The organism is Desulfuromonas sp. DDH964, from assembly GCF_001611275.1.
Taxonomy (GTDB): domain Bacteria; phylum Desulfobacterota; class Desulfuromonadia; order Desulfuromonadales; family DDH964; genus DDH964.
On the sequence record NZ_CP015080.1, the window covers coordinates 3,721,260 to 3,744,163 of the forward strand.

25 protein-coding genes are annotated in these 22,904 nt (G+C 63.4%); 12 read left to right on the forward strand and 13 right to left on the reverse strand.

All coding sequences use genetic code 11. The annotated features are described in order from the left end of the window. Nucleotides 1–7: 7 nt before the first annotated feature. Genes ccsB through DBW_RS16980 form a run of 3 tightly spaced genes read right to left on the reverse strand, consistent with a single transcriptional unit; the run spans nucleotide 8 to nucleotide 2,118 of the window. Entirely contained in the window at nucleotides 8–844 is an 837-nt protein-coding gene (gene ccsB, locus DBW_RS16970; protein WP_066729193.1) for a c-type cytochrome biogenesis protein CcsB, read from the reverse strand. After that, nucleotides 841–1,497 carry a precorrin-2 dehydrogenase/sirohydrochlorin ferrochelatase family protein gene (locus tag DBW_RS16975; protein WP_066729195.1) on the reverse strand — a complete coding sequence of 219 codons (657 nt, stop codon included), beginning with the start codon at nucleotides 1,495–1,497 and terminating at the stop codon, nucleotides 841–843. Before DBW_RS16975 ends, ccsB begins: the two co-directional genes overlap by 4 nt. A 45-nt stretch (nucleotides 1,498–1,542) precedes the next feature. Beyond that, a complete protein-coding gene (locus tag DBW_RS16980; RefSeq protein WP_066729198.1) occupies nucleotides 1,543–2,118 on the reverse strand; it encodes an SIS domain-containing protein in 576 nt (191 codons plus the stop codon). Nucleotides 2,119–2,284: 166 nt separating this feature from the next. On the opposite strand from DBW_RS16980, the gene trxA reads away from it, so the two are divergent. Continuing rightward, nucleotides 2,285–2,614 (forward strand): thioredoxin TrxA, encoded by a 330-nt coding sequence (gene trxA / locus DBW_RS16985; protein WP_066729199.1) that lies wholly within the window; start codon nucleotides 2,285–2,287, stop codon nucleotides 2,612–2,614. 148 nt (nucleotides 2,615–2,762) lie between these two features. Here trxA and yjgA read toward each other — a convergent pair whose 3' ends face one another. The 6 genes from yjgA to dapF all read right to left on the reverse strand — a co-directional run bounded on the left by yjgA (nucleotide 2,763) and on the right by dapF (nucleotide 6,729). After that, entirely contained in the window at nucleotides 2,763–3,260 is a 498-nt protein-coding gene (gene yjgA, locus DBW_RS16990) for a ribosome biogenesis factor YjgA (protein ID WP_066729201.1), read from the reverse strand. A gap of 28 nt (nucleotides 3,261–3,288) precedes the next feature. Then, a complete protein-coding gene (dtd, locus tag DBW_RS16995) occupies nucleotides 3,289–3,738 on the reverse strand; it encodes a D-aminoacyl-tRNA deacylase (protein WP_066729203.1) in 450 nt (149 codons plus the stop codon). Nucleotides 3,739–3,955: 217 nt separating this feature from the next. Then, a complete protein-coding gene (locus DBW_RS17000; RefSeq protein WP_066729206.1) occupies nucleotides 3,956–4,807 on the reverse strand; it encodes a deoxyribonuclease IV in 852 nt (283 codons plus the stop codon). A gap of 25 nt (nucleotides 4,808–4,832) precedes the next feature. Next, nucleotides 4,833–5,468 carry a pyrimidine 5'-nucleotidase gene (locus DBW_RS17005; RefSeq protein ID WP_066729208.1) on the reverse strand — a complete coding sequence of 212 codons (636 nt, stop codon included), beginning with the start codon at nucleotides 5,466–5,468 and terminating at the stop codon, nucleotides 4,833–4,835. Then, nucleotides 5,468–5,896, reverse strand: a complete 429-nt coding sequence (locus DBW_RS17010; RefSeq protein ID WP_066729212.1) for an HIT family protein — start codon at nucleotides 5,894–5,896, stop codon at nucleotides 5,468–5,470. Before DBW_RS17010 ends, DBW_RS17005 begins: the two co-directional genes overlap by 1 nt. Then, on the reverse strand, nucleotides 5,893–6,729 hold the full coding sequence (dapF, locus tag DBW_RS17015) for a diaminopimelate epimerase (RefSeq protein WP_066729214.1): 837 nt from the start codon (nucleotides 6,727–6,729) through the stop codon (nucleotides 5,893–5,895). Before dapF ends, DBW_RS17010 begins: the two co-directional genes overlap by 4 nt. Before the next feature lie 162 nt (nucleotides 6,730–6,891). On the opposite strand from dapF, the gene DBW_RS17020 reads away from it, so the two are divergent. Both DBW_RS17020 and DBW_RS17025 read left to right on the forward strand, forming a co-directional pair. Continuing rightward, nucleotides 6,892–7,113 carry a hypothetical protein gene (locus tag DBW_RS17020; RefSeq protein ID WP_066729218.1) on the forward strand — a complete coding sequence of 74 codons (222 nt, stop codon included), beginning with the start codon at nucleotides 6,892–6,894 and terminating at the stop codon, nucleotides 7,111–7,113. Further along, nucleotides 7,110–7,730: a hydroxyacylglutathione hydrolase family protein gene (locus DBW_RS17025; protein ID WP_066729219.1), complete on the forward strand. Its 621-nt coding sequence runs from the start codon at nucleotides 7,110–7,112 to the stop codon at nucleotides 7,728–7,730. Before DBW_RS17020 ends, DBW_RS17025 begins: the two co-directional genes overlap by 4 nt. Here DBW_RS17025 and DBW_RS17030 read toward each other — a convergent pair. Genes DBW_RS17030 through prmA form a run of 4 tightly spaced genes read right to left on the reverse strand, consistent with a single transcriptional unit; the run spans nucleotide 7,727 to nucleotide 10,744 of the window. After that, on the reverse strand, nucleotides 7,727–8,854 hold the full coding sequence (locus DBW_RS17030) for an RDD family protein (RefSeq protein WP_066729222.1): 1,128 nt from the start codon (nucleotides 8,852–8,854) through the stop codon (nucleotides 7,727–7,729). The two genes, DBW_RS17025 and DBW_RS17030, sit on opposite strands and share 4 nt — an antisense overlap. Further along, a complete protein-coding gene (locus DBW_RS17035) occupies nucleotides 8,854–9,039 on the reverse strand; it encodes a hypothetical protein (protein WP_066729234.1) in 186 nt (61 codons plus the stop codon). Before DBW_RS17035 ends, DBW_RS17030 begins: the two co-directional genes overlap by 1 nt. Further along, the gene (locus tag DBW_RS17040) at nucleotides 9,036–9,818 is read right to left on the reverse strand and encodes a 16S rRNA (uracil(1498)-N(3))-methyltransferase (RefSeq protein WP_066729235.1); all 783 of its coding nucleotides are present in this window, start codon (nucleotides 9,816–9,818) and stop codon (nucleotides 9,036–9,038) included. The genes DBW_RS17035 and DBW_RS17040 overlap by 4 nt, the downstream gene beginning before the upstream one ends. After that, the gene (prmA, locus tag DBW_RS17045; RefSeq protein ID WP_066729239.1) at nucleotides 9,818–10,744 is read right to left on the reverse strand and encodes a 50S ribosomal protein L11 methyltransferase; all 927 of its coding nucleotides are present in this window, start codon (nucleotides 10,742–10,744) and stop codon (nucleotides 9,818–9,820) included. The genes DBW_RS17040 and prmA overlap by 1 nt, the downstream gene beginning before the upstream one ends. Nucleotides 10,745–10,994: 250 nt before the next feature. Here prmA and DBW_RS17050 point away from each other — a divergent pair, with 250 nt between their 5' ends. From DBW_RS17050 to DBW_RS17090, 9 genes are all read left to right on the forward strand, one after another. Then, entirely contained in the window at nucleotides 10,995–11,801 is an 807-nt protein-coding gene (locus DBW_RS17050; RefSeq protein WP_082820422.1) for a pyruvate, water dikinase regulatory protein, read from the forward strand. A gap of 74 nt (nucleotides 11,802–11,875) precedes the next feature. After that, the gene (locus DBW_RS17055; RefSeq protein WP_066729243.1) at nucleotides 11,876–12,550 is read left to right on the forward strand and encodes a response regulator; all 675 of its coding nucleotides are present in this window, start codon (nucleotides 11,876–11,878) and stop codon (nucleotides 12,548–12,550) included. A gap of 44 nt (nucleotides 12,551–12,594) precedes the next feature. Continuing rightward, nucleotides 12,595–14,037, forward strand: coding sequence for a heavy metal sensor histidine kinase (locus DBW_RS17060; RefSeq protein ID WP_066729244.1), 1,443 nt, complete (start codon nucleotides 12,595–12,597; stop codon nucleotides 14,035–14,037). Nucleotides 14,038–14,308: 271 nt separating this feature from the next. Beyond that, nucleotides 14,309–15,688: a sensor histidine kinase gene (locus DBW_RS17065; protein ID WP_066729246.1), complete on the forward strand. Its 1,380-nt coding sequence runs from the start codon at nucleotides 14,309–14,311 to the stop codon at nucleotides 15,686–15,688. Nucleotides 15,689–15,691: 3 nt separating this feature from the next. Then, nucleotides 15,692–16,444 (forward strand): response regulator transcription factor, encoded by a 753-nt coding sequence (locus tag DBW_RS17070; protein WP_066729248.1) that lies wholly within the window; start codon nucleotides 15,692–15,694, stop codon nucleotides 16,442–16,444. A 99-nt stretch (nucleotides 16,445–16,543) separates the two neighbouring features. Then, nucleotides 16,544–17,272: a FadR/GntR family transcriptional regulator gene (locus tag DBW_RS17075; protein ID WP_066729250.1), complete on the forward strand. Its 729-nt coding sequence runs from the start codon at nucleotides 16,544–16,546 to the stop codon at nucleotides 17,270–17,272. A 318-nt stretch (nucleotides 17,273–17,590) separates the two neighbouring features. Continuing rightward, nucleotides 17,591–18,658 carry an energy-coupling factor ABC transporter permease gene (locus DBW_RS17080; RefSeq protein WP_066729252.1) on the forward strand — a complete coding sequence of 356 codons (1,068 nt, stop codon included), beginning with the start codon at nucleotides 17,591–17,593 and terminating at the stop codon, nucleotides 18,656–18,658. A gap of 369 nt (nucleotides 18,659–19,027) precedes the next feature. Next, nucleotides 19,028–19,867: a PstS family phosphate ABC transporter substrate-binding protein gene (locus DBW_RS17085; RefSeq protein ID WP_066729254.1), complete on the forward strand. Its 840-nt coding sequence runs from the start codon at nucleotides 19,028–19,030 to the stop codon at nucleotides 19,865–19,867. A 44-nt stretch (nucleotides 19,868–19,911) separates the two neighbouring features. Next, entirely contained in the window at nucleotides 19,912–22,872 is a 2,961-nt protein-coding gene (locus tag DBW_RS17090) for a response regulator (RefSeq protein ID WP_066729256.1), read from the forward strand. Nucleotides 22,873–22,904 lie beyond the last annotated feature (32 nt).

The following is a 22,904-nucleotide window of genomic DNA, read 5'->3' on the forward strand; positions in this document are numbered from 1 at the left end:
CGGGAGGTCAACGGCCTTCCAACGCCTTGAAGCTGTGTTCGGCGGAGAGAAACCAGTTGACGCCCAGGAAGGAGAAGAGCAGACAGAGAAAACCGATAATGGCAAAGATGGCGGCCCGCCGGCCGCGCCAGCCGACGGTGAGCCGGCCGTGCAGCAGGGCGGCGTAGAAGAACCAGGTGATCAGCGCCCAGGTCTCCTTCGGATCCCAGCGCCAGTAGCCGCCCCAGGCCGAGTTGGCCCAGATCGCCCCGGAGATGATCCCCATCGTCATCAGCGGAAAGCCGAAGGTCAGGCACTTATAGTTGATCGAGTCGAGGGTCTGCAGGGACGGCAGGCGGTGGTAGAGGGTGGAAAATTTCTTGCTCTTGAGCATCCGTTCCTGCAACAGGTAGAGCACGCCCGCCACCGCCGCCACGGCAAAGATCGCATCGCCGAGAAAGGCGAGGGTGACATGAACCGGGAACCACCAGGAATCGAGCATCGGGTTGAGCTCGCGGGCGGCCTTGGGCGCCGCGCTGCCGACGATCATCAATGCCAGCGCCAGGGGGCAGGAAAAAGCGCCGAGGACGGTCAGGCGGTAACGCAGGTCGAAAACCAGGAAGACCGCCACCACCGCCCAGGCAAAAAAGGAGAGCGCCTCGTAGAGGTTCGACGCCGGGGTATAGCCGGTGGCAACGAAACGGGAGACGAGGGTCGCGCAGTGGAGAACGAAGCCCCCGGTCAGTACCCAGCGGGCGATCTTACCGGCCGTTTCCCGGCGCCAGATGACATCGACCAGGTAAAGAACGGTGGCGGCAAAATAGAGCAGCAGCGTGATCTTGAAAAGCAGAACGTTGACGCTCATGGTTTCCCTTTCGGCAGACGAATTCCCAAGGTCTCCAGCGACTCCCCGACAATTTCACCGAGGAGGCGATCGGCGCCGGCAGCGTCGTTGGCGGCCAGCAGCCCGGGCAGGCCGCCGCGCAGAAGGCGGCGCAAAATCTCCCGATTATATTCGCCCTTGGGCGGCACTGTCAACCGCTTGCGCCGCAGGGCGCCCAACAGTTCCAGCACCTCTGCCCACTCTTCCCCGAACTGGCCGGCGAGCTCCTCCCTGAGCAGCGCGGCCAGAGCCGGGCTACCGCCGCCGGTCGCCACCGTCAGCGTCAGCGCGCCGCGCCGCAGCACCGCCGGCAGGGCGAAGTCCCCCTCGGCGGGGTCGTCGGCCCGGTTGACCAGGATCCGGGCCGCGCGGGCCTCGGCCACGACCGCCGCGTTCACCTGCGGGTCGTCGGTGGCGGCAAACGCGAGCAGGGCGCCGGCGAGATCGCCGTTGCGGTAGGGACGCGCCACCAGCTCCAGCGCCGGCGACAGAAGCTCCGGCAGCACCGTCGCCACCAGCCGCACCCGGGCGCCGGCGGCGAGCAACCCCTCGACCTTGCGCAGGCCGACGCGGCCGGCGCCGATAACGACGCAGAGTCGCTGCTGGAGATTGAGCTGGAGGGGATAATCGGGCATGGCCGCATCGGGGTTTGGCTTACCCGGCGGGCGTCGAAACCTTCGTCAGATGCCGAAGAGTTCGGCTTCCACCAGTTCGCAGAGAAGTTGTCCGAAGAAGAGTGCCGCTTCGGCAATCCGGGCCGGGGACTCGCTGGCAATCACAACCTGCTGATCGACCAGCTCCTCCTCGGGGGCGTTGCCCCGCGGGGCAATGACCACGGTGCCGCAGCCGGCCTGGCGGGCGGCCTGCAGCAGTTCGGTGAGCCCTTCGTCCCGCCCCCCATCGCCGAAGAGGAGCAGGATATCGTCGCCACCGACCAGCATGCGCAGCTGCCGCGCACCCGCTTGACGATGCAGGCCGTCCCGGGCGAGGGAGTGCAGCAGGGTCGGACTGGAGGCAAGGTTGAGCACCGGGAGCTGGGGGCGGTCGAAGGCGAGCCGGTGGAGAAAACGGTCAGCGACCAGTTCTGTCACCGCGGCCAGCGGGCCGCTGCCGTAGAGAAAAACGCGGCCGCTACGGTGGAAGGTGGCGACGATCCGCTCTGCCAGACCGACGACCGCAGCGGGATTGGTGAGGAAACTTTCTTTAAGGCAGGTCCCCAACTCGGCAATGGTCCGCTCGATTTTCTCCTGGTCCATGGAATCTCTCCCTACTCCCCCTGAATTTCCGGCATCATAGGGCGCTGCCCGGGTGCTGTCAAGGCGTTAACCGGGCAATTATGCCTTGCATTTTCCCGGGGCTGTTTTATCATTGATCTCTCAAAACCGAATTGATCCACCCCAATCCATCCCAAAGGAGAACCACATGGCGAGCGATAAAGTCGTGCAGCTGACCGACGACAGTTTTGAAAGCGACGTGATGAAATCCTCCACGCCGGTCCTGGTCGATTTCTGGGCCTCCTGGTGCGCCCCCTGCAAAGCGATCGGCCCGGTGATCGACAGCCTCGCCGACGAGTATGACGGCAAGGTCAAGGTCGCCAAGCTCAACGTCGACGAGAACCCGGCCACGCCCGGCAAGTACGGCGTCCGCGGCATCCCGACCCTGATCCTGTTCAAGGATGGCAAGATCGTCGACCAGGTAGTCGGCGCCGTCCCCAAAAACCAGCTCGAAGGGTTGATCAAGAAAGCCCTCTGAATCGAGTCTCTTTTGCGTCCTTCAAAATGCCCCGCTGGTCACCAGCGGGGCATTTTTATTTACATCGCATGCAGTTGGGAATTCCTGCCAGCTCCCGTCCCACTTTCGGAGCTGCTCCCCGGGTTCCCGCACCCCGCTGGACCAGCCCTTACTCCAGCGCGTCGGCGACCTCCCGCAGACGGCGAAAAATCTGCCGCGCCGCCGCCTTGTCGCCATTGCAGGCGCCGCGGGAAAGCTTGCCCAGCTCGCGGTGATCGAGTTCGGGGGCGCGCGTCTTCAACTCCGCCAGGGCGGCCTCGGCGGTGGCGGCAGCGCAGAGGCGGTCGCGCCAGGCCTCGACATGGTGAAAGACCTGCTGCTCCTGCCAGTGGCGTTCGCTCTGCCCGGCGAGGTGCTCCTGGATGGCGGCGGCCTCCTCGGGACGCTGGCGCAGCAGCACGGCCAGGTGCCTGACCTGGCGCTTGTGGGAGCCGTGCCCCTTGGTGCGGCGGGCGAGAGCCACCTCTTCGCTCAGCTCGGCACTCAGCTCCAGACCGGCAATGACGGCATCGGTCACCTCGGCGAGCTGGCCGGCCAGGGCCTCAATCTCCTTGGCGGCACGCTTGAGGGCCGACTTGCTCGGCCGGCTGTAATCGTCGTATTCCATCTCTTCTCCTGAAAAGCGGGTCTCGGCTCTAAAAACCCTTGCGGCTGTCGAGCAGCATCGTCACCGGCCCGTCATTGACCAGCTCCACCTGCATGTCGGCCTGGAAAACCCCGGTCGCCACCGTCACCCCGAGGGCGCGCAGCTGGGTGACGAAAAAGAGGTAGAGGCGGTTGGCTTCGTCCGGCGGCGCCGCGCCGGAGAAGCCGGGACGGCGTCCCTTGCGACAGTCGGCGTACAGGGTGAACTGGGAAACGACCAGGGCGGCGCCCCCCGACTCGGCGAGGGCGAGGTTCATCTTCCCCGCGCCGTCCTCGAAAATGCGCAGCGCCGCGCTCTTTTCCGCCAGGTAGCGGGCGTCGGCTTCCGCGTCCCCCTGGCCGACACCGAGCAGGATCAGCAGCCCGGGGCCGATCGCGCCGACAATCTCGTTTTCGACCCGGACCCGGGCCTGGCTGACACGCTGCAGAACGGCTCGCATACTGGTGACTCTTTCGGTAATAGCATCGCGATTGAAACTTCGAAAACCAAGCGAAAAGCTGAAGGCGGCTCGCGCGGATAACTTCGGATAAAGTCTGATCAGGTTCGGATTTAATCCAGGACCTTGGACCAATCCGAATTTTATCCGAAGTGATCAGATCTGATCCGCGCGAAACCGCTTTTTGATTTTGTCCTAAGATCACCGCGGCACGAACTGCTCAATCCGCTTCCCCCGCCAGTCGCCGCAGCAGCGCCAGGTTGCGCAGGTCGAATTCGTTGTTGTCGCCGGGGGGCGTTTCGAGGATCTTTGGCACGGTGGCAAAGCGCCGGTCGCGCATCAGGCAGGCGAAGGCGGTTTCGCCGATGCACCCCTGGCCGACATGCTCGTGGCGATCGACCCGGGAACCGCAGGGTTTCTTGCTGTCGTTGAGATGGAAAAGGCGCAACCGTTCGCAGCCGATGACGCGGTCGAACTCGCCCATGACCTCTTCGTACCCCGCGGGCGTGGCGAGATCGTAGCCGGCGGCGAAAACGTGACAGGTATCGAAGCAGACACCGAAGTCGTGCTGCGGGACCAGATCGATGATGCGCGCCAGCTGCTCAAAACGCCAGCCGAGATGGCTCCCCATGCCGGCGGTGGTCTCCAGCAGTACCTGCACCCCGGCCGGAGCGGCGGTAAAGATGTCGCGAAAGGCGGTGGCGATGCGCTGCAGGCCGGCCTCTTCACCGCTCTGCAAGGCGGCGCCGGGGTGCATCACCAGCGCCTCGATACCGAGCAGCGCGCAGCGCTCCAGCTCATCGAGAAAAGCGGCCTTGGCCTGCTGCCACTTCGCCTCGTCCGGCGCGGCGAGGTTGATCAGGTAGCTGTCGTGGGCGATCACCGGGCCGATCGGACTCTGTTCCCGGTTGGCCCGAAAGGCCGCGGCGCTCTCTGCGGAGATCGGCTTGCCCTGCCATTGGCTGGCATTCTTGGTAAAGATCTGGATCGCCCGGCAGCCGATCGCCTCGCCGCGGGCGAAGGCCTGTTCGACGCCGCCGCTGATCGAGACATGGACTCCCAGTGGTTGCATGCTTTTTACTCCCGGGGCGGGGCGGTTAGAGCCAGGAGGTAACCAGTTGTGCGGCCTGGCTGGCCGTCGCGACCTGGTGATCGACCACGGCGCTCTGTTCCGGGTCTTGGGCGACCAGCACCGTGGTCATGCCGAGCTGCTTGGCGGTAGCGAGGTTGGCAAGCGAGTCTTCGACCATCACGCAGTGCCCGGCGGCGAGGCCGAGCTGACGCAGAACGCCATGATAGGGGTCGGGGTTGGGCTTCGGCTGGTAGTTGGCGATACGGATATCGAAAATCTCCTCGAAGCTTTCTGCCAGGCCGAGGGCCGCGAGTACCCGCTCGGCATGACCGCGGGAGCCGTTGGTAAAGACAAAGCGCCGCAGCGGCAACCGCTGCAGGCTGCTGCACAGCAACGGGTCCGGTTGCAGCCGGGTGGATACATCGACATCGTGAACGTAATCGAGGTAATCTTCGGGATCGACGCCGTAGTGGCGGATCAACCCCTGCAAGGTCGCCCCGTAGGCCTTCCAGTAATGCCGGCGCAGGCCATCGACTTCGGCACGAGGGATGGCGACAACCTCCAGCATGTAGCGATTGATCCGCTTGTCGATCAGGGCGAAGAGATCGCGCTCCGGAGCGTAGAGGGTATTGTCGAGGTCGAAGAGGACGGCGGCTACCATCAGGCACCTGCCCGGGGGGCCAGGGCGGCGCGCAGCTGTTCGATGCGCCGCTGACATTCGGGCCCGCTCAGGAGCCGCTCCGGGTGGGGTTCGCTCCAGATCGGCCGCGGCCAGAGGGGATCGTCGGCAAAGCGCGGCACCAGATGCCAATGCATGTGCGGCACCATGTTGCCGAGCAGTTCGTAGTTGATCTTGGTCGGCTGAAAAACCTGGAACAGGGCTGCCGCGACCCGGTTGACCTCTTCCATCACCCCCTGCCGGACCGCCCGGTCGAGGTGAAAGAGTTCGGTGACATGCTCCCGGGTAAAGACGAAGCAGTAGCCGGGGAAGAACTGGTCGCGGTTGAGGGTGACGTAGCAGTGCTCCAGCTCGGCAATTCGCAGCTCGGCTTCCGCGGCCCACTTGCCGCACATCGGACAGTTCGTCATTGGGGGGCATACTCCCCGGCAAAGACCTCGACGGCCGGACCGGTCATGAAGACCTCCTCCCCCTGCCATTCCAGTTCGAGGACGCCGCCGCGCAGGTGATTGCGCACCACGCGTTCGGTACGCCCGGTGAGGACCCCGGCGACGGTCACCGCCGCGGCGCCGGTGCCGCAGGCGAGGGTCTCGCCGGCCCCCCGTTCCCAGGTGCGCTGACGGACCTCCCCGCGGGCGAGAACCTCGACGAACTCGACATTGGTCCGCCGCGGGAAGAGGGGATGATTTTCGATCGCCGGCCCATACTCCGCCACCGGGAATTCGTCGACCCGGTCGACGAAGATGACGCAGTGCGGATTCCCCATCGAGACACAGGTGATCTGCAGGGTGCGGTCAAGCACGGTCAAGGTTTCATCGATCACCTCGGCCTGCGGCGCTCCGGTCATCGGGATTTCGGCCCGGGTCAGCCGCGGCCGGCCCATCGCCACCCGCACCCGCTCGACCTTGCCGGCGGCATTGGTGAAGAGCTGCAGCTGCTTGATGCCGTCTCCGGTTTCGACGCTGATGGCATCCTTGGCCACCAGGCCATGGTCGCGGGCGAACTTGGCGACACAGCGCACACCGTTGCCGCACATCTCAGCCTCGCTGCCGTCGGCATTGAACATGCGCATGCGCAGGTCGGCGCGGCTTGAGGGGAGAATCAGGATCAGGCCATCGCTGCCGACCCCGAAGTGGCGATCGCTGATCGCCCGGGCCAGGGCCGCGGGATCGGAAACCGTTGTTTCGAAGCCGTTGACATAGACGTAATCGTTGCCGGCGCCGTGCATCTTGACGAACTTCATTTCGCCGTTTCCCTTTCCGAACCTGCGAATTCCTACCCGCGGGACTCATTATAGGCCGGCAGCCGCTTGCGGGCAACCGTCATCCTGCGCCGTGTGCCGTGTTGACCCCCCTGCGGCGCTCACGTATCATGAGATAAATTTCCGACAAGAGGAGCAGCAAGGATGGCTTTTTTCCTGAAGACCAAACTCTGGCAGACCGGATCCCTCGACTGGTGGGGCTTCATCGATGGCGAGGATGTCTATCTCGGCAGTCGCGAATTTCCCAATCCGCCCGAGGAGGGAGACGAGTGGACCGTGAAGCAGACCGGGGATATCTTCGGCATCGTCGAGGGGGAGATTCGCAAGATCGGTAACCAGCCCCCGGTCGTCCCGGAGTGGCTGTGACCGCCCCCCTGGAGATTCTCCAGCTGGCGGCGGGGGAGATGAAGAACTTCTCCTACCTGGTCTACTGCCCACAGAGCCGCCGCGGAATCGGCGTCGATCCCTCCTTTGCCCCGGAGGTGATGCTGCAGGCGGTGCAGGAACGAGGTCTCACCCTCGAGGTTCTGGTCAACACCCACGGGCATCGGGACCACTGCGCCGGCAACGCCAGCATTCTCACTGCCACCGGCGCCCGTCTCGCCGGCCACCCGCTCGATGTGCCCGCGGCGGAGCTGGCGCTCGGGGAAGGGAGCGAACTCGTCGTTGGCCAGGGACGGGTCGCGGTGCTGCACACCCCGGGGCATACCCCGGGCTCCCTGACCCTGAACCCGCCCGGCGCGCTGATCACCGGGGACACCCTCTTCGTCACCGCCGTCGGCCGTGCCGACCTCGCCGGCAGCGACCCGGAGGCGCTCTACCGGAGCCTGCGCCGGCTCGCCGCCTTCCCTGCCGCCACCCTGGTCTACCCGGGCCACGATTACGGTCCGCGACCGGTCTCGAGCATCGGTTTCGAAACCGCCCACAACCCCTACCTGCAAGCCCCCGACCTGCAGAGCTTTCTCACCCTGCGCTGCGGCTAACCGTGGTCAGCCCGTTCCGGCGGCGTTCGAACCAGCATTATCTCCGGAGCTTGATTCTCCAGGGAGACGACCCGGGTTCCCGCCAGGCGGTCATTCCAGCCGCGGCCGTCGCCAGCGAAAAGGATCGAGGCATAACCGAGGCCGCCGAGGCAGAGGGCCAGCAAACCACCGGCACTGCGCAAAAAGGCCTGGGAGGGGGTAAGCGCGGTTCCCTCCAGGCTTTCTACCCCGATAGCGAAGAGCATCTTGCCGGGGGTCTGACCGAGCAGGAAGTGAAAACCGGTGAAGTAACCGAAGCAGGCGAGAAACAGCAGGAGGAAGTAGGGGGTCGAGGAGCGCAGCAGCAGCTCCAGGTTCGGAAAGAAACCGGCTTGCGGGGGCCCGAGCAGGCGCTGTCCCAGCAGCAGGAAGACGGCGGCAATCCCCCCCAGCAGCAACAGATCGGCGAGGAGCGCCCCCAGTCTCTGGACCAGGGACGCTGACGACGGGGTTTCATCCGCTTCGGGAAGCGGGGCAAGTTCGCTCGGAACCGCCGGGGTTTCCTCCGGGAGACTCCAGAGCTCCGGAGCTTCCCCCTCCTCCAGCGGTTGGAGGAGGGTCAGCTCCTCTGCGGCGGCGAAGGTGACTGCCGCAGTTTCACCCCCCCCGCCCCAGGGAACAGCCTCGGCAAGGGGTTGGCCGCTAGCTTCTCCGGGAGCCGGCCTGGCCAGGGCGGGCTCCCGATCATCAAAAGGGTCGGGGGGCTCCTTGTCGCCGGCAGACTTTTTGGCGGCCGGCTCCTCTTCCCCCAGTTCATCCCAGGACGGAAGATCGAGATCACTCTCAACCAGTTCCGTCGCATCGTCGCTCTCCTCAAAGGCGAGCGCGCTCGGGTCGTCAAAGCTGGAGAGGTCCTCCTCCGCCGCGAAGAAATCGGATTCTCCCTCGGAGCCAAGATCGAAGGCTTCGGCTGCGGGATCGAGGTCGAAATCTTCCGGGGGCGAAATCGTTCCGGCGGCCAGCGAATCCTCTTCGGCATCCAGGAATAGTTCTTCGTTCCCGGCGGATTCGGCAACTGCCGGCGCCGCGGCCTCCTCGTCCATGAAGCCAAATCCGAAATCGGTGGCATCGGGGGCCTCGGTCATCAGCGCTTCTTCCGGCGTGGCGGCCTCCTCGGGCAGGATCGGAGCCCCCCCCCCGAGCGCCCCAGCCCGGGAAAGAGCAGACTGCGCAACCCGTGCTTGGCCTTGAAAGCGGCCAGATCACCCCCGCACTTCTTGCAGCTGTCCAGATAATCAAAACTGGTAAAGCCGCATTTGGGACATTTCATAGCGGTTCTCCTCCTGCGTTCATCGCCCGGGATTCCTCTCCCGGGCCACCTTCCCCCAGATCCCCGTAAACATACTGCAGGATTGCGGCAACGGCAAACCCTGCCGTTTCACTGCGCAGAATCCGGGGACCAAACCTTACCGGGACAAACCCCGCCGCTGCGGCGAGAGCTACTTCCGTCTGCGCGAATCCCCCTTCCGGCCCGACCAGAATCGTCGCGGCAGCTGGCCGGGGCGCTTCCAGCAAGCCAGCCAGCGGCCGGCTCTCCTCCTCCCAGAGCAGCAGCCGCAGGCCATCGCCTACCGCTGCCAGGGCGCTCGTCAGGGCAACGGGCGACGCCACTTCCGGGATAACCGGCCGTCGACATTGGCGCGCCGCCTCACGAACAATTTTACGCCAGCGCAGCAGCCGGTTTTCCTCCCGGGAGAACTCGGACTGGGGCACCGTCCGTCCGGTCAGAACCGGAACAAACCGGGTGATGCCAAGCTCGGTCCCCTTCTGCAGCACCAGATCGAACTTGTCCCCCTTCGGCAACGCTTGCAACAATTGCACCGGAAAGGGGTGTTCCGTGGCCCGCCGCCGTGCCAGGACCAGCGCTTCACCCTGGTGTCGCCCGAGGGCAAGGACCCGGCACTGGCAGATTTCGCCCGCACCGTCCAGCAGTTCCAGTTCATCCCCGGGGCGCATCCGCAGCACCTTGGCGATATGATGGAGAACGTCTCCGGAAAACAGGACGCGGTCGCCGGCAAGCTGTTCGGGGTCGACAAAGAACCGGTGCATCAGCCGCTCCGGCGATAGACCAGGCAGGACCAGTCTTCGCGCCGGAAGATTTCCGGTCCGACCAGGGGATAAGCCGCAAAGGCCTGGCTGACCAGGTCCTCCTTTTCGATCAGGATGCCGGAAAGGACGAGCGTTGCTCCGGCGCGCAAGCGGCTCACCAGCTGAGCGGCAAGACGGACATTCTCCTCGGCGAGGATATTGGCCAGAACCAGGTCGAACCCTCCCTCCAGCGCCTCAAGCGGAGCGCCGGTCACCTCGACCCGCTCCTGCAGATGATTGTTGCGAATGTTTTCCGTGGCCACCCGGCAGGACTCGGGCTCGATATCACAGGCCAGGACCCGGTCGGCACCGAGCGCCGCAGCCGCCATGGCCAGAATGCCGGAGCCGGTACCGACATCCAGCACCCGCCGGGGCGGGGCCGCACCGGCAAACCGGGAGGCGAGGGCTTCAAGGCAGAGCCTGGTGGTGCCATGAGTGCCGGTGCCGAAAGCCATCCCTGGGTCAAGGACTATGACAACCTCATCGCCGCTCGGGGCGTAGGCCTCCCAGCTCGGACGAATCACCAGGCGGCGACCGATCCGGACCACCGGGAAATGCTGTTTCCACCCCTCCGCCCAGTCTTCATTGCGAACCTCGGCAACCTCTGGCAGAGCGGGCTCCAGCCCCGGCACCAGGGGTGCCAGCCAGCGGAGCCGGTCGCGAACCGTCTCCCGCAGCGCCTCGACACTTTCTCCGGAGAGGGCAAAGTAGGCGCGGATCCGTACCGGCCCAACCAAAGGCTCGTCCGGATCCGGAGCAACAAAGGTATCGAGCCGCCGCTCCTCAACGGTAATGCCGCAGGAACCGAGTTCACCGAGTTCGGCGCAGACCAGGTCGACGGCGGCGGCAGGAAGATAAATATGGATTTCGCACCAGGAGTCCGGCATGCCCACTGTTTAGCAGAGCCGTCGGCGCAAAAGCAACAAAAACCTTGACAAGTCCCGGGGAGACCGCGTTAAATTTCTAATGAAGAAACAGCTAACGAATAATACTATTTACCATATCGAATGCTTTGGCCGCTCCTGCCCGGGAAAACCTACGGCCAAAAAGGGGTTGTCCGCCTTGGCTGCTTGAAATGGGCTTGATTTTAATGAATAAATTGCTACTATTCCTGACAGTATTTTCATGAGGAGCACCATGACCGGCCAGCAACAGATATTTCTTTTGTCCGATGCTACCGGTGAAACCGCTGAAAAAATGGTTACTGCCGCCCTGACCCAGTTTCGGCAGAAGAATGTTCGCCAGCGCCGCATCAGCCATGTCCGCACCAAAACCGACATCTACGAGGCCTTGGATGAGGCCCTGAAAGAGCAGGGGCTGGTCATCTACACCATCGTCAACCGGGAACTGGCCCAGCTGGTTCATGCCGAGTGCAACTCGCTTGGCCTGCCATCCCTCGATTTGCTGACACCGCTGCTGATGCGGTTGTCGGAGTTTTTCGGCCGCGAGGCGGGGGAGACCCCGGGGCTGCTGCACGGTGTCGACGAGGCCTATTTCCGCCGGGTTGAGGCCGTCGAGTTCACCGTCAAGCATGATGACGGTCAGGAGACCCGCAACCTGCCCAAGGCGGACATCGTGCTGGTCGGGATCTCCCGCACCAGCAAGACCCCCCTTTCGATGTACCTGGCGCACCGCGGCTACCGTGTCGCCAACGTGCCGCTGGTCAAGGGGATCGCGCCGCCGGCGGAACTGGCCGAAGTCGACCCGAAGCGGGTCGCCGGCCTGGTCCTCGATCCCCAGCGGCTGGTTGAACTTCGTGCTGCCCGACTGCGCAACCTCGGTCAGGACCCGCGTACCGCCTATGCGGACTACGAACATGTCGAAGAGGAACTGCGCTATGCGCGCAGCATCTTCCGCCGCAACCCCTGGGTCGTCATCGACGTCACCGGCAAGGCGGTGGAAGAGACCGCCAACGAAGTACTGGTCAAACTCAACCTGATATAGCCCGGCGGCCGGCGCCGGCGGGCGGGACTTCTGCTCTCAGACACTCGCAACCAAACGGACAAAGGAGATTGGAAATGCACATTCTGGTCGTGGAAGATGAAAAGAAGGTCGCCAGCTTCATCAAGCGTGGTCTGGAAGAGGAGAAGTACACCGTCGACCTGGCGGCGGACGGCGAAGAAGGGTTGGCAATGGGAACGGCCAAGCCCTATGACCTGATCCTGATGGACCTGATGCTGCCAAAGATGGACGGCCTTACCGTCATCCGGGAACTGCGGCAGAAGGGGATCCACACCCCGGTCCTCTGCCTGACCGCCAAGGATACCGTCGACGACATCGTCTCCGGCCTCGATTCGGGAAGCGACGACTACCTGACCAAGCCCTTTGCCTTCGCCGAACTGCTGGCCCGGGTCCGGGCGCTGGTCCGTCGGGGCTCCAAGGACCGCGGCGCCGAGATCCATTTCGCCGACCTGCGTCTCGACCCGGTGGCGCACAAGGTCTGGCGCGGCAGCCGGGAGGTCGAACTCACTGCCAAGGAGTACGCCCTGCTCGAATACCTGATGCGCAACCCGAACCAGGTACTGACCCGCACCATGATCGCCGAACATGTCTGGGACTACACCTTTGATTCATTCACCAACATTATCGATGTTTACGTCAATTACCTGCGCAAGAAGATCGACAAGGACTTCGACAAGCGCCTGATCCATACGGTCCGCGGCGTCGGCTATGTTCTCAAGGAAGAGGAATAGGACCCTGGCTGTCGTTTCCTATTTACCCGAACAGGACTGAACTCTTGTTTTTACGCACGATCCGCTTTCGCCTTACCCTTTGGTATGCCTTGTCGCTGGCCGTCGTTTTGCTGGCCAGCGGCCTTTTCTGGTATTACTACCTTTCCCGCAGCCTGTTGGGGCACGTGGACGAACGCCTGCTCAACGTGGCCGAGGACGTGGTCGGTTTTCTCAACCAGGAGGCCGCCGATGGCAACAGCCAGGTTGACTGCCTGGCCCTGGAAAACTTCGTCCGCCGCCACAGCTGGGCGGGCTTTGTCCAGATCCAGAACGATAACGGCACCATGCTCTGCTCTTCCGGCAACCTCACCGGGGTCCCGCTGCCGATCGGCAAAACCACCCTCCTCCTTTTTCGTCAGGGGCGGGACAGTTATGAGACGGTGCACACCGATGCTCTGCCACTGGAACTGCGCCTCCTGACCCATCCCGGCCGCCGCGAGGGAGAGCCGCCGCAACTGATCCAGGTGGCGGAAAGCCTCGATCCGGTTCGTCACTCGCTGGATGATTTACGTCTGCTGCTGCTGATCTTCAGCCCGCTGGCCCTGCTGGGCCTTTCCATTGGCGGCTGGTTTCTCGCCAGCCGGGCCCTGGCGCCGGTCAGCCGCATTACCCGCGCAGCCCAGAACATCAATGCCCGCAACCTCAGTGAACAGCTGCCGGTGAACAAAAATGGCGATGAAATTACCCGTCTCGCCGAAACCTTCAACGCCATGCTCGCTCGGCTTGAGGAGGCCTTTCGCAAGACCCGTCAATTCTCCGCCGATGCCTCCCATGAACTGCGCACTCCCCTGACCATTCTCAAGGGGGAGACCGAGGTGGCCCTGCGCTGGGCCAAGACCCCCGAAGAATTCCACGATATCCTCATTTCCAACCTCGAAGAGATCGACCGCATGGGACGGATGATCGAAGACCTGCTCACCCTGGCCAAGAGCGATGCCGGGGAGTTGCCCCCCGACCTGCACCGCTTCAGCCTCAGCGACACCCTGCAGCACCTCTATTTGCAGACCAGGGTCCTCGGCGAGGCGAACGGGGTGGAGATTCTCCTCAACCCGGAAGTCACCGAAGAAATCTACCTGGTTGGCGATGAACTGCGCCTGCGCCAGGTCTTTCTCAACCTGATCGCCAATGCGGTCAAATATACTCCGGCGGGGGGGCGGATCGAAGTCATCCTCAGTGTGGAAGGAGCCGAGGCGGTGGTCAGTGTCAAGGATACCGGCATCGGCATTGCCGCCGAGCATCTCCCCTCGATCTTCGACCGCTTCTACCGCATCGACCAGGCCCGCAATCGCAAGGATGGCGGCTCCGGGCTTGGCCTGGCGATTGCCAAATCGGTCGTTGAAGCCCACCAGGGGAAAATCGAGGTGACTTCGGTACCCGGCGCCGGCAGCACCTTCCGGGTCAGGCTGCCGCTCGATGGCGGCCGCGGTTCGAATTCCGACCAGGGCTGAGATCCGGTGGCAACACGCTCCGGGCTGCCGGGACCAAACGCAGGAACCCGCGTCCGGGGAGGCAATCCGGACGCGGGTTCCTGCTTTCACGGGGAGGTAGGAAGGGGGCGCGTCCAGCCTGCCACAACCGGATGGCGCCCTGACTCGAAATATACGCCGCTGAATTTTCAATCCAAGGCCGATTTCCGCACAATTTAGCGCCCCACTCTCCAGCATCCGGCTGTGCTAAAGCACAGTGTATTTCCTACTTGCCTGTGGTAGTTATGTCGCTATGCGCCTGGCCCTGAAATATCAGATTATCCTGGCTCCCGCCAGCGTCCTGCTGCTGATGACCCTGCTGCTCGGCTTTCTCCAGTTCAACTACTGGGATCTTTCGGTCAAGCGCCAGGAGGCCCGGCGCCTTGCCACCGTCTTCATCGCTCTGGCCGAAGCCGACCTGGCGACCCAACGCATGGCGGCTATGGCCCAACGACTGCGCGATGAACCGGCTATCGACATGCATTCCCTGGAGGAGATGGAGGAGCTCTTTTTCCATCTGCAAAGCGCGGTCGAGCGGATCCTTGAGCAGGAAGCCCTGAAAGAATCGAAGGTTTTGACCCTGCGCCAGACGGTTGCCGATCTCAACCCGGAGCAGGGCTTCGACTTCGACCGAATCACCAGCAGCATTTCGCGCCTGCGGCCGGAGATCGCCCAGCTCTCCGAGGCGATCCGCCGCGGCCGGGACAATCTGCGCGATGTCCACAACCAGGACATGGACGAAATGGTGGCGCGCACCACCTTCGTCTCCATCATTGTTCTCGGTACCGCCATCCTGGTCGGCATTTTCCTCTCGCTGGCTCTCGCCCGGCGGATTTTACACCGCATCCAGTTCCTCTCCGACAGCGCCGGCCGCATCGCCCGCGGCGACCTCACCCCCCCCGTGGCACCGGCAGAGACCCACGACGAGCTGGATGAGCTTGCCGTCTCGATCAACCGCATGACCGAACGGCTGATCCGGGTCGTCGGCACCGAAAAACTGCTGGAGGGAGCGGAGGAGGAACGACGGCGCATCGCGATGGACATCCACGACCAGACCCTTTCCGACCTTTCCTCGGTTCTGCGCGGCATTCAGGCCATGAAGGGACGGCAAGAGGAGGCCGGGGAGGTGACGGCTCTCGAGGAGGATCTGCAGCGCGCCATCGCCAACCTGCGCGAGGTCATGGACAACCTCCACCCGCAGACCCTCGACATCCTGGGCTTGGGCGCTGCCCTCCAGTCCCACCTCGAACGACACCTGGGCGGGCCCGAGCTCCCCGAGTACCACCTCTACATCTCGCCCCGGGTCGATTCCGCCGAATTCTCCCGCACTGCCCGGCTGACCCTCTACCGGGTCGCCCTGGAAGCGATTCACAACGTCATCCGTCATGCCGGCGCGACCCGCTACGAGGTCGGCCTTGACCGGCGCGACGGGGTACTGGTTCTCTCGGTGGAGGACAACGGACGCGGCTTCGACCCTGCGGCCCCCCTGGCTGCCGGGCACCGCGGCCTTAACAATATCCGTGAACGTGCCAAGACCATTGGCGCCAACATCAGCTGGCAGCCATCACGCTTTTCGAGCGGGACCCGTTTTGAATTGACATTGGCGGTCCCCCCGGACCCCGAACCGAGGTGAGAGATGGAATCGTTGAAGATCCTGATTGCAGAAGACAACCCCAAGGATTTCGAGTTTCTTGACCAGCTTTTGGCGGAATGGAGCGAGTCGACCCAGATCGACCGCGCGCCGAACGGCATGGTGGCACTGGAGATCGCCGTCAAGCAGGAACAGCCCCTGATCATCAGCGACATCCAGCTGCCGGAGCTCAACGGCATCGAGTTTGCCCGGGCTCTCTGGCAACAGAAACCGGGTGCACGCATCGTTTTCTGGAGCCAGTTCAAGGATGAGATGTACGTGCGCGCCCTCGCCCGCATCGTTCCCGCCGAGACCGTCTATGGCTATATTCTCAAGTCGAACACCCGGGAACGGATTGCCTCGGCGATTCGCACCGTGCTGCTTGACGACCAGTGCTGGATCGACCCCGAGGTACGCAAGGTCCAGGGGATAGCCGGGCACAGCCAGACCGCCCTCTCCGATATCGAGTTCGAGGCGCTGGTCGATATCTCCCTCGGGCTCACCGACAACCTGATTGCCCAGCGTCGCTACCTCTCCCGCCGTGGCGTACAAAGTCGCCTCAACTCCCTCTACAGCAAGCTCGGCCTCGACCAGGAACAGTTTCACAGCGAGAAGGCCGGCGATGCCTTCAACCTGCGCAACCGAGCGGTCTCCGTCGCCCTGCGCCGCGGCCTGATCAACGCCTTCGAACTGGAGCACGAGGAGGAGGAATTCCAGACCTGGCTCAAGCGCTTCAAGGGAAACAAGGGCGGCCTTTGAGCAAGGACCTGCCCTCCTGAAAATAGCCATCAGATTTCTTGCGGGGGAAGAAATTCTTCTATACAATGGTCATACCAAGCCGAGGAATGGAGCAAAGGTATGACCATTGTATTTGAGCCGATCCGCCCGAAGAAGATTTCCGAAGAGATTGTCGACCAGATCAAGCAACTGATTGCCCGCGGTGATCTCGGTCCCGGGGAGCGCATTCCCTCGGAGCGGGAGCTGGCGACCCTGCTGGGGGTCAGCCGCCCCTCGGTGCGTGAAGCGTTGATGGTGCTCGAAGCCATGGGGTTCATTGAATCCCGCCAGGGGGGGGGGACCTTTGTCCGCACTCTGACCGAAACGACCCTCACCAACCCCCTTGCCCGCCTCATGGAGCAGAAGGACCCGCGCCTTTTGCACGCCCTCGCCGAGGTCCGCATGGGCCTGGAAAGCTGGTCGGCCTACCTGGCTGCCCAGCGCGCCGAGGAGGGCGAGATCGAACAGCTGCGCAGCATCTACCGGACCATGGAAGAGCAGGCGGCCAACGGTGGCTGGGATGCCGACGTTGACGCCCGCTTTCACTACGCGATCACCGCGGCTACCCACAATACCGTCCAGGTCCACGTCCTCGATACCATCCATACCCTCTTTCACACCACCATCCAGGTCGCCCTGACCGAATTCTACCGGAAATCCGGTTACCTCGAACTGCTCCTTACCCAGCACCGGGAAATCCTCGATGGCATCGCCGCCCGCGAGCCGGAACGGGCGCGTCAGAAGATGCTGGTCCATCTGACTATGGTCGAAGAAAAGCTCGCCCAGTTTTTGGTAACCCCCACCTCCTGAACCGGGTTTCCTGGATTTTCCACCAGAGCGGTGCAGCCTCTCCCGGCACCGGCGCTCCCCACCGGGAAAGCAGCCACCGATAGCACGAATGCCAAGGTAGTGCGACGGTAATCCGTCGCACTTTTCCTGCCACAATCGCTTCCGCGTTAACTTTTCGTCACCACCTGTACCGAACCGCCCTTTTCCCTTCGAAAATCCTGGCACACCTCCTGCTATAGATTCTTCCCGACCGGTTTCGAAAAGCGGGACTTTTATTTTGACCGCGGGTGCTACGATTTTTTTATTTCTGCTACCTGCGGGTCTTAAGGAGGATATCCTATGCACATGGCAGACGCCCTGCTCTCTCCCGCCGTTGGCGGCACGCTGTGGGCCGCCACGTCCGGCACCATCGCCTATTGCTCCCGCAAGGTCAAGCAGGACCTGGACGACCGCAAGGTCCCCCTGATGGGGGTCCTGGGAGCCTTCATCTTCGCCGCCCAGATGATCAACTTCACCATTCCCGCCACCGGGTCAAGCGGCCACCTCGGCGGCGGCATGATCCTCGCCATCCTCCTCGGCCCCTATGCCGCCTTTCTGACCATGGCCTCAGTCCTCACCGTCCAGGCCTTCTTCTTTGCCGACGGTGGTCTGCTGGCGCTCGGCTGCAACATTTTCAACCTCGGCTTCTTCCCCTGTTTCGTCGCCTACCCCCTGATCTATAAAAAAATTGTCGGGGACAACCCCGGAGAAAAACGGATTCTTCTCGGAGCGGTTGTGGCCGCCCTGGTCGGATTGCAACTGGGGGCCCTCAACGTCGTCTTGGAGACCGTCGCCTCCGGGATTTCCTCGCTTCCCTTTACTACTTTCGTACTCCTGATGCAGCCGGTGCATCTCGCCATCGGCCTCGTCGAGGGACTGGTGACCGCAACCGTCGTCCTCTTCGTCTGGAAATCCCGCCCGGAGATTCTCGAACTCACCGCGGAAGCCCGCCCCTTTGGCACCCTCCCGATCCGCAAGGTCCTGGTCGGCCTGCTCGCCACGGCGGTCGTCACCGGCGGCGCCCTCTCCTGGTTCGCCTCGGCCCATCCTGACGGCCTGGAGTGGGCGATCCAGGGGGTGACCGGCCGCGAAGAACTGGACGCTCCCGAGCACGGCGTTCATGGCTGGCTCGCCGGCCTGCAGGAGAGCCTCGCCTTTTTGCCTGATTACGGTTTTCGGACAACTTCGGCCGGGCCGGAGCCGGAAGTTGCAACGACCGGGGCGGAAGCCTGGCCGGCCGTCGATGCCGGCACCAGTCTCTCCGGGCTGGTCGGCGGCGTCCTGACCCTGGCCCTGGCTGCCATCGTCGGCCTGGTCCTGAAACGACGTGCGCAGCCAGGCCGGAGTCGGGAGAGGACATCAAATTAACGTTAAATATTTCAAGACCAGGTCGAACCCTGGTTGGCAGACAGGCGGGGAACCAACCGACAAGGCCCGGCGGGGGAACTCTGGACCTCGTGGGGAGGTCTTGAGACCTACGGTGCCAACGTAACCTCGACCCATTTGTCGCCACCCTCAACTTCACGCCGACGACCGGGGTGGCCCTGACGGCTCCCCTCCCGCCGTCAGGGGAGGTGCGCCGCTGACTTTTGTCGGCACCCACGGCACTTGACCCTCGACGCCTCCGACCTGTGCGGTTATACTGACCACTAACATCCGGCTCCCGTCACCGCCTTTTCCGACCGCGGTGGCCGAAAACCGCGCTTTCACTTTCGATGGTGCCAAACAGGAGTGTTTATGGTCAGGTGTCTCGCCAATCTGCTGATTTTGATGCTGGTGGCGGCAGCGGCACCAGTCCAGGCAGATGGGAGCCTGGTCATCCCGGGGACCGGAGACAGTCAGGAACTCCTGCAGGAACTCGCCCGCGCCTTTGAAGCGTCCCACCCCGGCGCCAAAATCGAAATCCCGGAGAGCATCGGCAGCTCGGGGGGAATAAAGAACCTTATCGCCGGCAATGCCCTGCTCGCCCGAACCGCCCGCCCCCTGAAAGAGAGCGAGCGCCAGGCCGGCCTTGACTACCTCCCCTTTGCCTACTCACCCATCGTCTTTGCTGCCCACCTCGAAAAGCCCTGCGTGGAAAACCTGAGCAGTGATCAGGTAGTCGGCATCTTTTCAGGCGCCATCCGCAACTGGAATCAGCTCGGAACCTGCCCCGATCATGTCATCTATGTCGCCAACCGGGAACCGGGCGACTCCTCCCGCAGCGCCATCAATGCCCATCTCCCCGCCTTCGCGGCGATCGCCGAGCCGGCCGGGGAAACGGTCTATTCCACTCCGAAAACGGTGGGAGTCCTGCAACGCCACCCTTACACCATCGCTTATGCCCCGCTGGCGGCGCTTACCGATTTTTCCCTTAGGGTACTGGCGCTCGATGGCCAGGCGCCGACGGTGGTCAACGTGCAGAACGGGAGCTATCCCCTGGTCATCCCCCTGGGGCTGGTGTGGAAAGGGCAGCTCCCCGCTGTGGCCCGGCCCTTCGTCGAGTTCCTCTTCAGCCCGGAAGGGCAGCGCCTGATTCGCAGCAAGGGCCTGATCCCCGCCAAAGTCGGCAAGGGGCACCAGACGGCCGGAGAATGATTCGATCCCGGAAGCCCACCCCTCCACCAAGGACACCGATCCTCATGGGCCAGACCCTTCGAAAGAAGATATTCCTCGCCTATGCCTTGCCGGTTCTGGTCAGCCTGCTGGTGCTGGCCGCCATGTGTTACGGCCTGATCCGAAGATCGATTGACAGCAACCAGAAGGAAAAGCTGGTCATCCTGGCGGCCGATTTCAGTCATCGCATCGAAGCCAAACTCCAGGATCGCATGGCGACCCTGGCCCGGGTGGAAACTCTCGACTTCGTTCACAACTTCCGGGAACTGGCCCTCTCCAGCCATTTGGCAAAATTCGCCCGCCCGCTGCCGGTGCTGAGTTATCTCGACCAGCAGGGGCAGGAGGAGGTCAAGGTAGTTCACGGCCGCAAGAATGACCAGCTGCTGAATCTTGCCGGGGAGCCCTGGTTCGCTGCAGCGCTGGCACACAAGAACGAAGTGGTCATCGGCAATATCGGAATCAGCCCCGAGCTCAACCAGCCCTGCCTCACCCTCGCGATTGCCCACTTCAATTACTTCGGCGACGAGTTCGAGGGGGTCCTGAAGGGAGAAATTCCCCTTGCCGACCTTAGCGCCGATCTCCACGACCTCGCCCCAGGTCGCAGCGGGCACGGCATTCTGGTCGATGACCGCGGCAGGGTTCTCTTTCCCCACGATCCGCAGCAACCGTTCCGCCCGCTGCAGGGGGATGCCGCACTCCTCGCCCTGCTGGGAGAGGATGCCCCCGCCCACTCCGCCGCCGGCCTGGTGCAGCTTGCCGGCGCTGGCGCGCTGGTGGCGCATGCCAGCGTCCCGAGTACCGGGTGGTCGGTTCTGGCAGTTCTCCCTTATGTTGAATTCATTTCTCCCTCGCTGAGCCTGGCGGGCTATACCCTCGCCACCCTGCTGCTGGCGCTCGCCCTCGGGCTGCTGCTGGCCCACGCCATTGCCCGGCCCCTGGCCCGCAACCTGAGCAAGGTCATCGACCATACCGCCGTGATGGCCGCCGGCACCCTCGACCGTAACCTGGAGATTCACTCGGGAGATGAGCTTGAATCCCTCGCCACCTCCCTCAACCAGATGTCGAGCAGCATCCGGCAGGCACTGGCGGCGCGGGATTCACGGCAGAACATCCTGCAGACCATCATCGACCCCCTGGTCATCCTCGATCACCAATTCGCCCTCCTGGAAGTGAACGCGGCCGCCCGCCACCTGCTGGGGCGGGACCGAAGTGCCTTGGTGGGGGTGCCGATTACCACCTTTCTCGGCGCCTCGACAGCGGAAGGGGAGCTGCTGCTGGCCGAGATCCAGCGCCGCGGCACCCTGCAAAATCGGGAAACCCGGCTGCGTGTTTCCGCCGGGACAACCGTACCGGTGCTCCTCTCCTGTTCGACACCCGATCCGACCGTCAACCGGGAGATTGGCCTGGTCGCCATCTTCAAGGACATCTCCGCCCTCAAACAGGCGGAAGAAGAACGCCGCCAGGCGCTGCTTTTCGTCGAGACCCTCCTCAATCGGTCGCCGTTGGGCATCCGCGTCTTCGACGGAGTAACCGGCGCCTGCCTCCGCGTCAACCCGGTGGCGGCGGCCATCTCCGGCGGATCCGAGAAGGCCCTCCTTGCCCAGAATTTTCGGGAACTCCAGTCGTGGCATGAGACCGGACTGAGCGGGAAAGCAGAGGCAGTTCTCGGCGACGGCGTGCCGCGCCAGCGGGAAACAAATTTGACAACCTCCTTTGGCAAGACGATGGACGCCCGCTACTTTTTCTCCCGTTTTCTGGTGGAGGGGCACCCCCATCTGCTCGTCATCAGCCAGGACATTTCCGAGGAGAAACGCCTGGTCGATGAGAACCGTCGTATCGAAGAGCAGATGCTGCATGTGCAGAAGCTGGAAAGCCTCGGCGTTCTCGCCGGCGGCATCGCCCATGACTTCAACAACATTCTGATGACGGTGATCGGCAATGCCGACCTGGCACTGATGCGGCTCCCCGCAGAATCTCCGGCGGTCAACAATCTGAAGCAGATCGGCGAAGCGGCCGGCAAGGCGGCCGACCTGGCCGGCCAGATGCTCGCCTATTCAGGGCGCGGCAAGTTCGTGGTTGAATCGATCGACCTCAATCGCCTCATCGAAACCATGATGCACATGCTGGAGGTCTCCATCACCAAAAAGGCGGTGCTTCGCTTCGATTTCAGCCAGCAGCTGCCGGCGGTGGAAGGCGATGCGACCCAGTTGCGCCAGGTGATCATGAATCTGGTCATCAACGCCTCCGAGGCAATCGGTGACCGCAGTGGCGTCATCGCCATATCGACCGGCGCCATAGATTGCGACCATGGCTACCTGCGCGATACCTGGCTCGACGAGGGGCTTGCGCCCGGACTCTATGTCTTCTTCGAAATCGCCGACACCGGTTGCGGCATGGACCAGGAGACAATCCAGCGCATCTTCGATCCTTTTTTCAGCACCAAGTTCACCGGTCGCGGGCTGGGGATGGCCGCGGTCCTCGGCATTGTCCGGGGGCACAAAGGGGCGATCAAGGTCTACAGCGAACCGGGGCAGGGGACCACCTTCAAGGTCCTGTTGCCGGCCTGCGCCCTGCCGCCGGAGACCGGGCAGGAGGATAGTCCCGCCGAGGAATGGCAGGGGTCTGGGCAGGTCCTGCTGGTCGATGATGAAGAGACCGTGCGGGCGGTCGGCAAGATGATGCTGCAGGAACTCGGCTATGAGGTCATCACTGCCGCCGATGGCCGGGAAGCCCTGGAGCTGTTTAAAGCTCACCGGGAGGAGATCGTCCTGGTGCTGATGGACCTGACCATGCCGCATATGGGCGGGGAGGAGGCCTTTCGCGAGCTGCGCCGCCTCGACCCGCAGCTCAAGGTCATCATCACCAGCGGCTATAATGAGCAGGAGGTCGCCCTGCGCTTCGTCGGCAAGGGCCTGACCGGTTTTCTGCAAAAACCGTTTCGGCTCGCCGTCCTTCGGGAAACCTTTCGTAGCATCGGGACCGGGTAACCGGAGAGGCCCGGGGTTCGAACGCTACTTCG

Bases quoted from the DNA above. Each gene is read 5' to 3' on its own strand.
- yjgA (WP_066729201.1), bottom strand. From the start codon at position 3,260: ATGGAATACGACGATTACAGCCGGCCGAGCAAGTCGGCCCTCAAGCGT.
- trxA (WP_066729199.1), top strand. From the start codon at position 2,285: ATGGCGAGCGATAAAGTCGTGCAGCTGACCGACGACAGTTTTGAAAGC.
- DBW_RS17080 (WP_066729252.1), top strand. From the start codon at position 17,591: ATGCACATGGCAGACGCCCTGCTCTCTCCCGCCGTTGGCGGCACGCTG.
- DBW_RS17020 (WP_066729218.1), top strand. From the start codon at position 6,892: ATGGCTTTTTTCCTGAAGACCAAACTCTGGCAGACCGGATCCCTCGAC.
- dtd (WP_066729203.1), bottom strand. From the start codon at position 3,738: ATGCGAGCCGTTCTGCAGCGTGTCAGCCAGGCCCGGGTCCGGGTCGAA.
- dapF (WP_066729214.1), bottom strand. From the start codon at position 6,729: ATGAAGTTCGTCAAGATGCACGGCGCCGGCAACGATTACGTCTATGTC.
- DBW_RS17055 (WP_066729243.1), top strand. From the start codon at position 11,876: ATGCACATTCTGGTCGTGGAAGATGAAAAGAAGGTCGCCAGCTTCATC.
- DBW_RS17000 (WP_066729206.1), bottom strand. From the start codon at position 4,807: ATGCAACCACTGGGAGTCCATGTCTCGATCAGCGGCGGCGTCGAACAG.
- DBW_RS17050 (WP_082820422.1), top strand. From the start codon at position 10,995: ATGACCGGCCAGCAACAGATATTTCTTTTGTCCGATGCTACCGGTGAA.
- DBW_RS16980 (WP_066729198.1), bottom strand. From the start codon at position 2,118: ATGGACCAGGAGAAAATCGAGCGGACCATTGCCGAGTTGGGGACCTGC.
- DBW_RS17010 (WP_066729212.1), bottom strand. From the start codon at position 5,896: ATGACGAACTGTCCGATGTGCGGCAAGTGGGCCGCGGAAGCCGAGCTG.
- DBW_RS17065 (WP_066729246.1), top strand. From the start codon at position 14,309: ATGCGCCTGGCCCTGAAATATCAGATTATCCTGGCTCCCGCCAGCGTC.
- DBW_RS17070 (WP_066729248.1), top strand. From the start codon at position 15,692: ATGGAATCGTTGAAGATCCTGATTGCAGAAGACAACCCCAAGGATTTC.
- DBW_RS17040 (WP_066729235.1), bottom strand. From the start codon at position 9,818: ATGCACCGGTTCTTTGTCGACCCCGAACAGCTTGCCGGCGACCGCGTC.
- DBW_RS17005 (WP_066729208.1), bottom strand. From the start codon at position 5,468: ATGGTAGCCGCCGTCCTCTTCGACCTCGACAATACCCTCTACGCTCCG.
- DBW_RS17075 (WP_066729250.1), top strand. From the start codon at position 16,544: ATGACCATTGTATTTGAGCCGATCCGCCCGAAGAAGATTTCCGAAGAG.
- ccsB (WP_066729193.1), bottom strand. From the start codon at position 844: ATGAGCGTCAACGTTCTGCTTTTCAAGATCACGCTGCTGCTCTATTTT.
- DBW_RS17090 (WP_066729256.1), top strand. From the start codon at position 19,912: ATGGGCCAGACCCTTCGAAAGAAGATATTCCTCGCCTATGCCTTGCCG.
- DBW_RS16975 (WP_066729195.1), bottom strand. From the start codon at position 1,497: ATGCCCGATTATCCCCTCCAGCTCAATCTCCAGCAGCGACTCTGCGTC.
- DBW_RS17035 (WP_066729234.1), bottom strand. From the start codon at position 9,039: ATGAAATGTCCCAAATGCGGCTTTACCAGTTTTGATTATCTGGACAGC.
- DBW_RS17030 (WP_066729222.1), bottom strand. From the start codon at position 8,854: ATGACCGAGGCCCCCGATGCCACCGATTTCGGATTTGGCTTCATGGAC.
- DBW_RS17085 (WP_066729254.1), top strand. From the start codon at position 19,028: ATGGTCAGGTGTCTCGCCAATCTGCTGATTTTGATGCTGGTGGCGGCA.
- prmA (WP_066729239.1), bottom strand. From the start codon at position 10,744: ATGCCGGACTCCTGGTGCGAAATCCATATTTATCTTCCTGCCGCCGCC.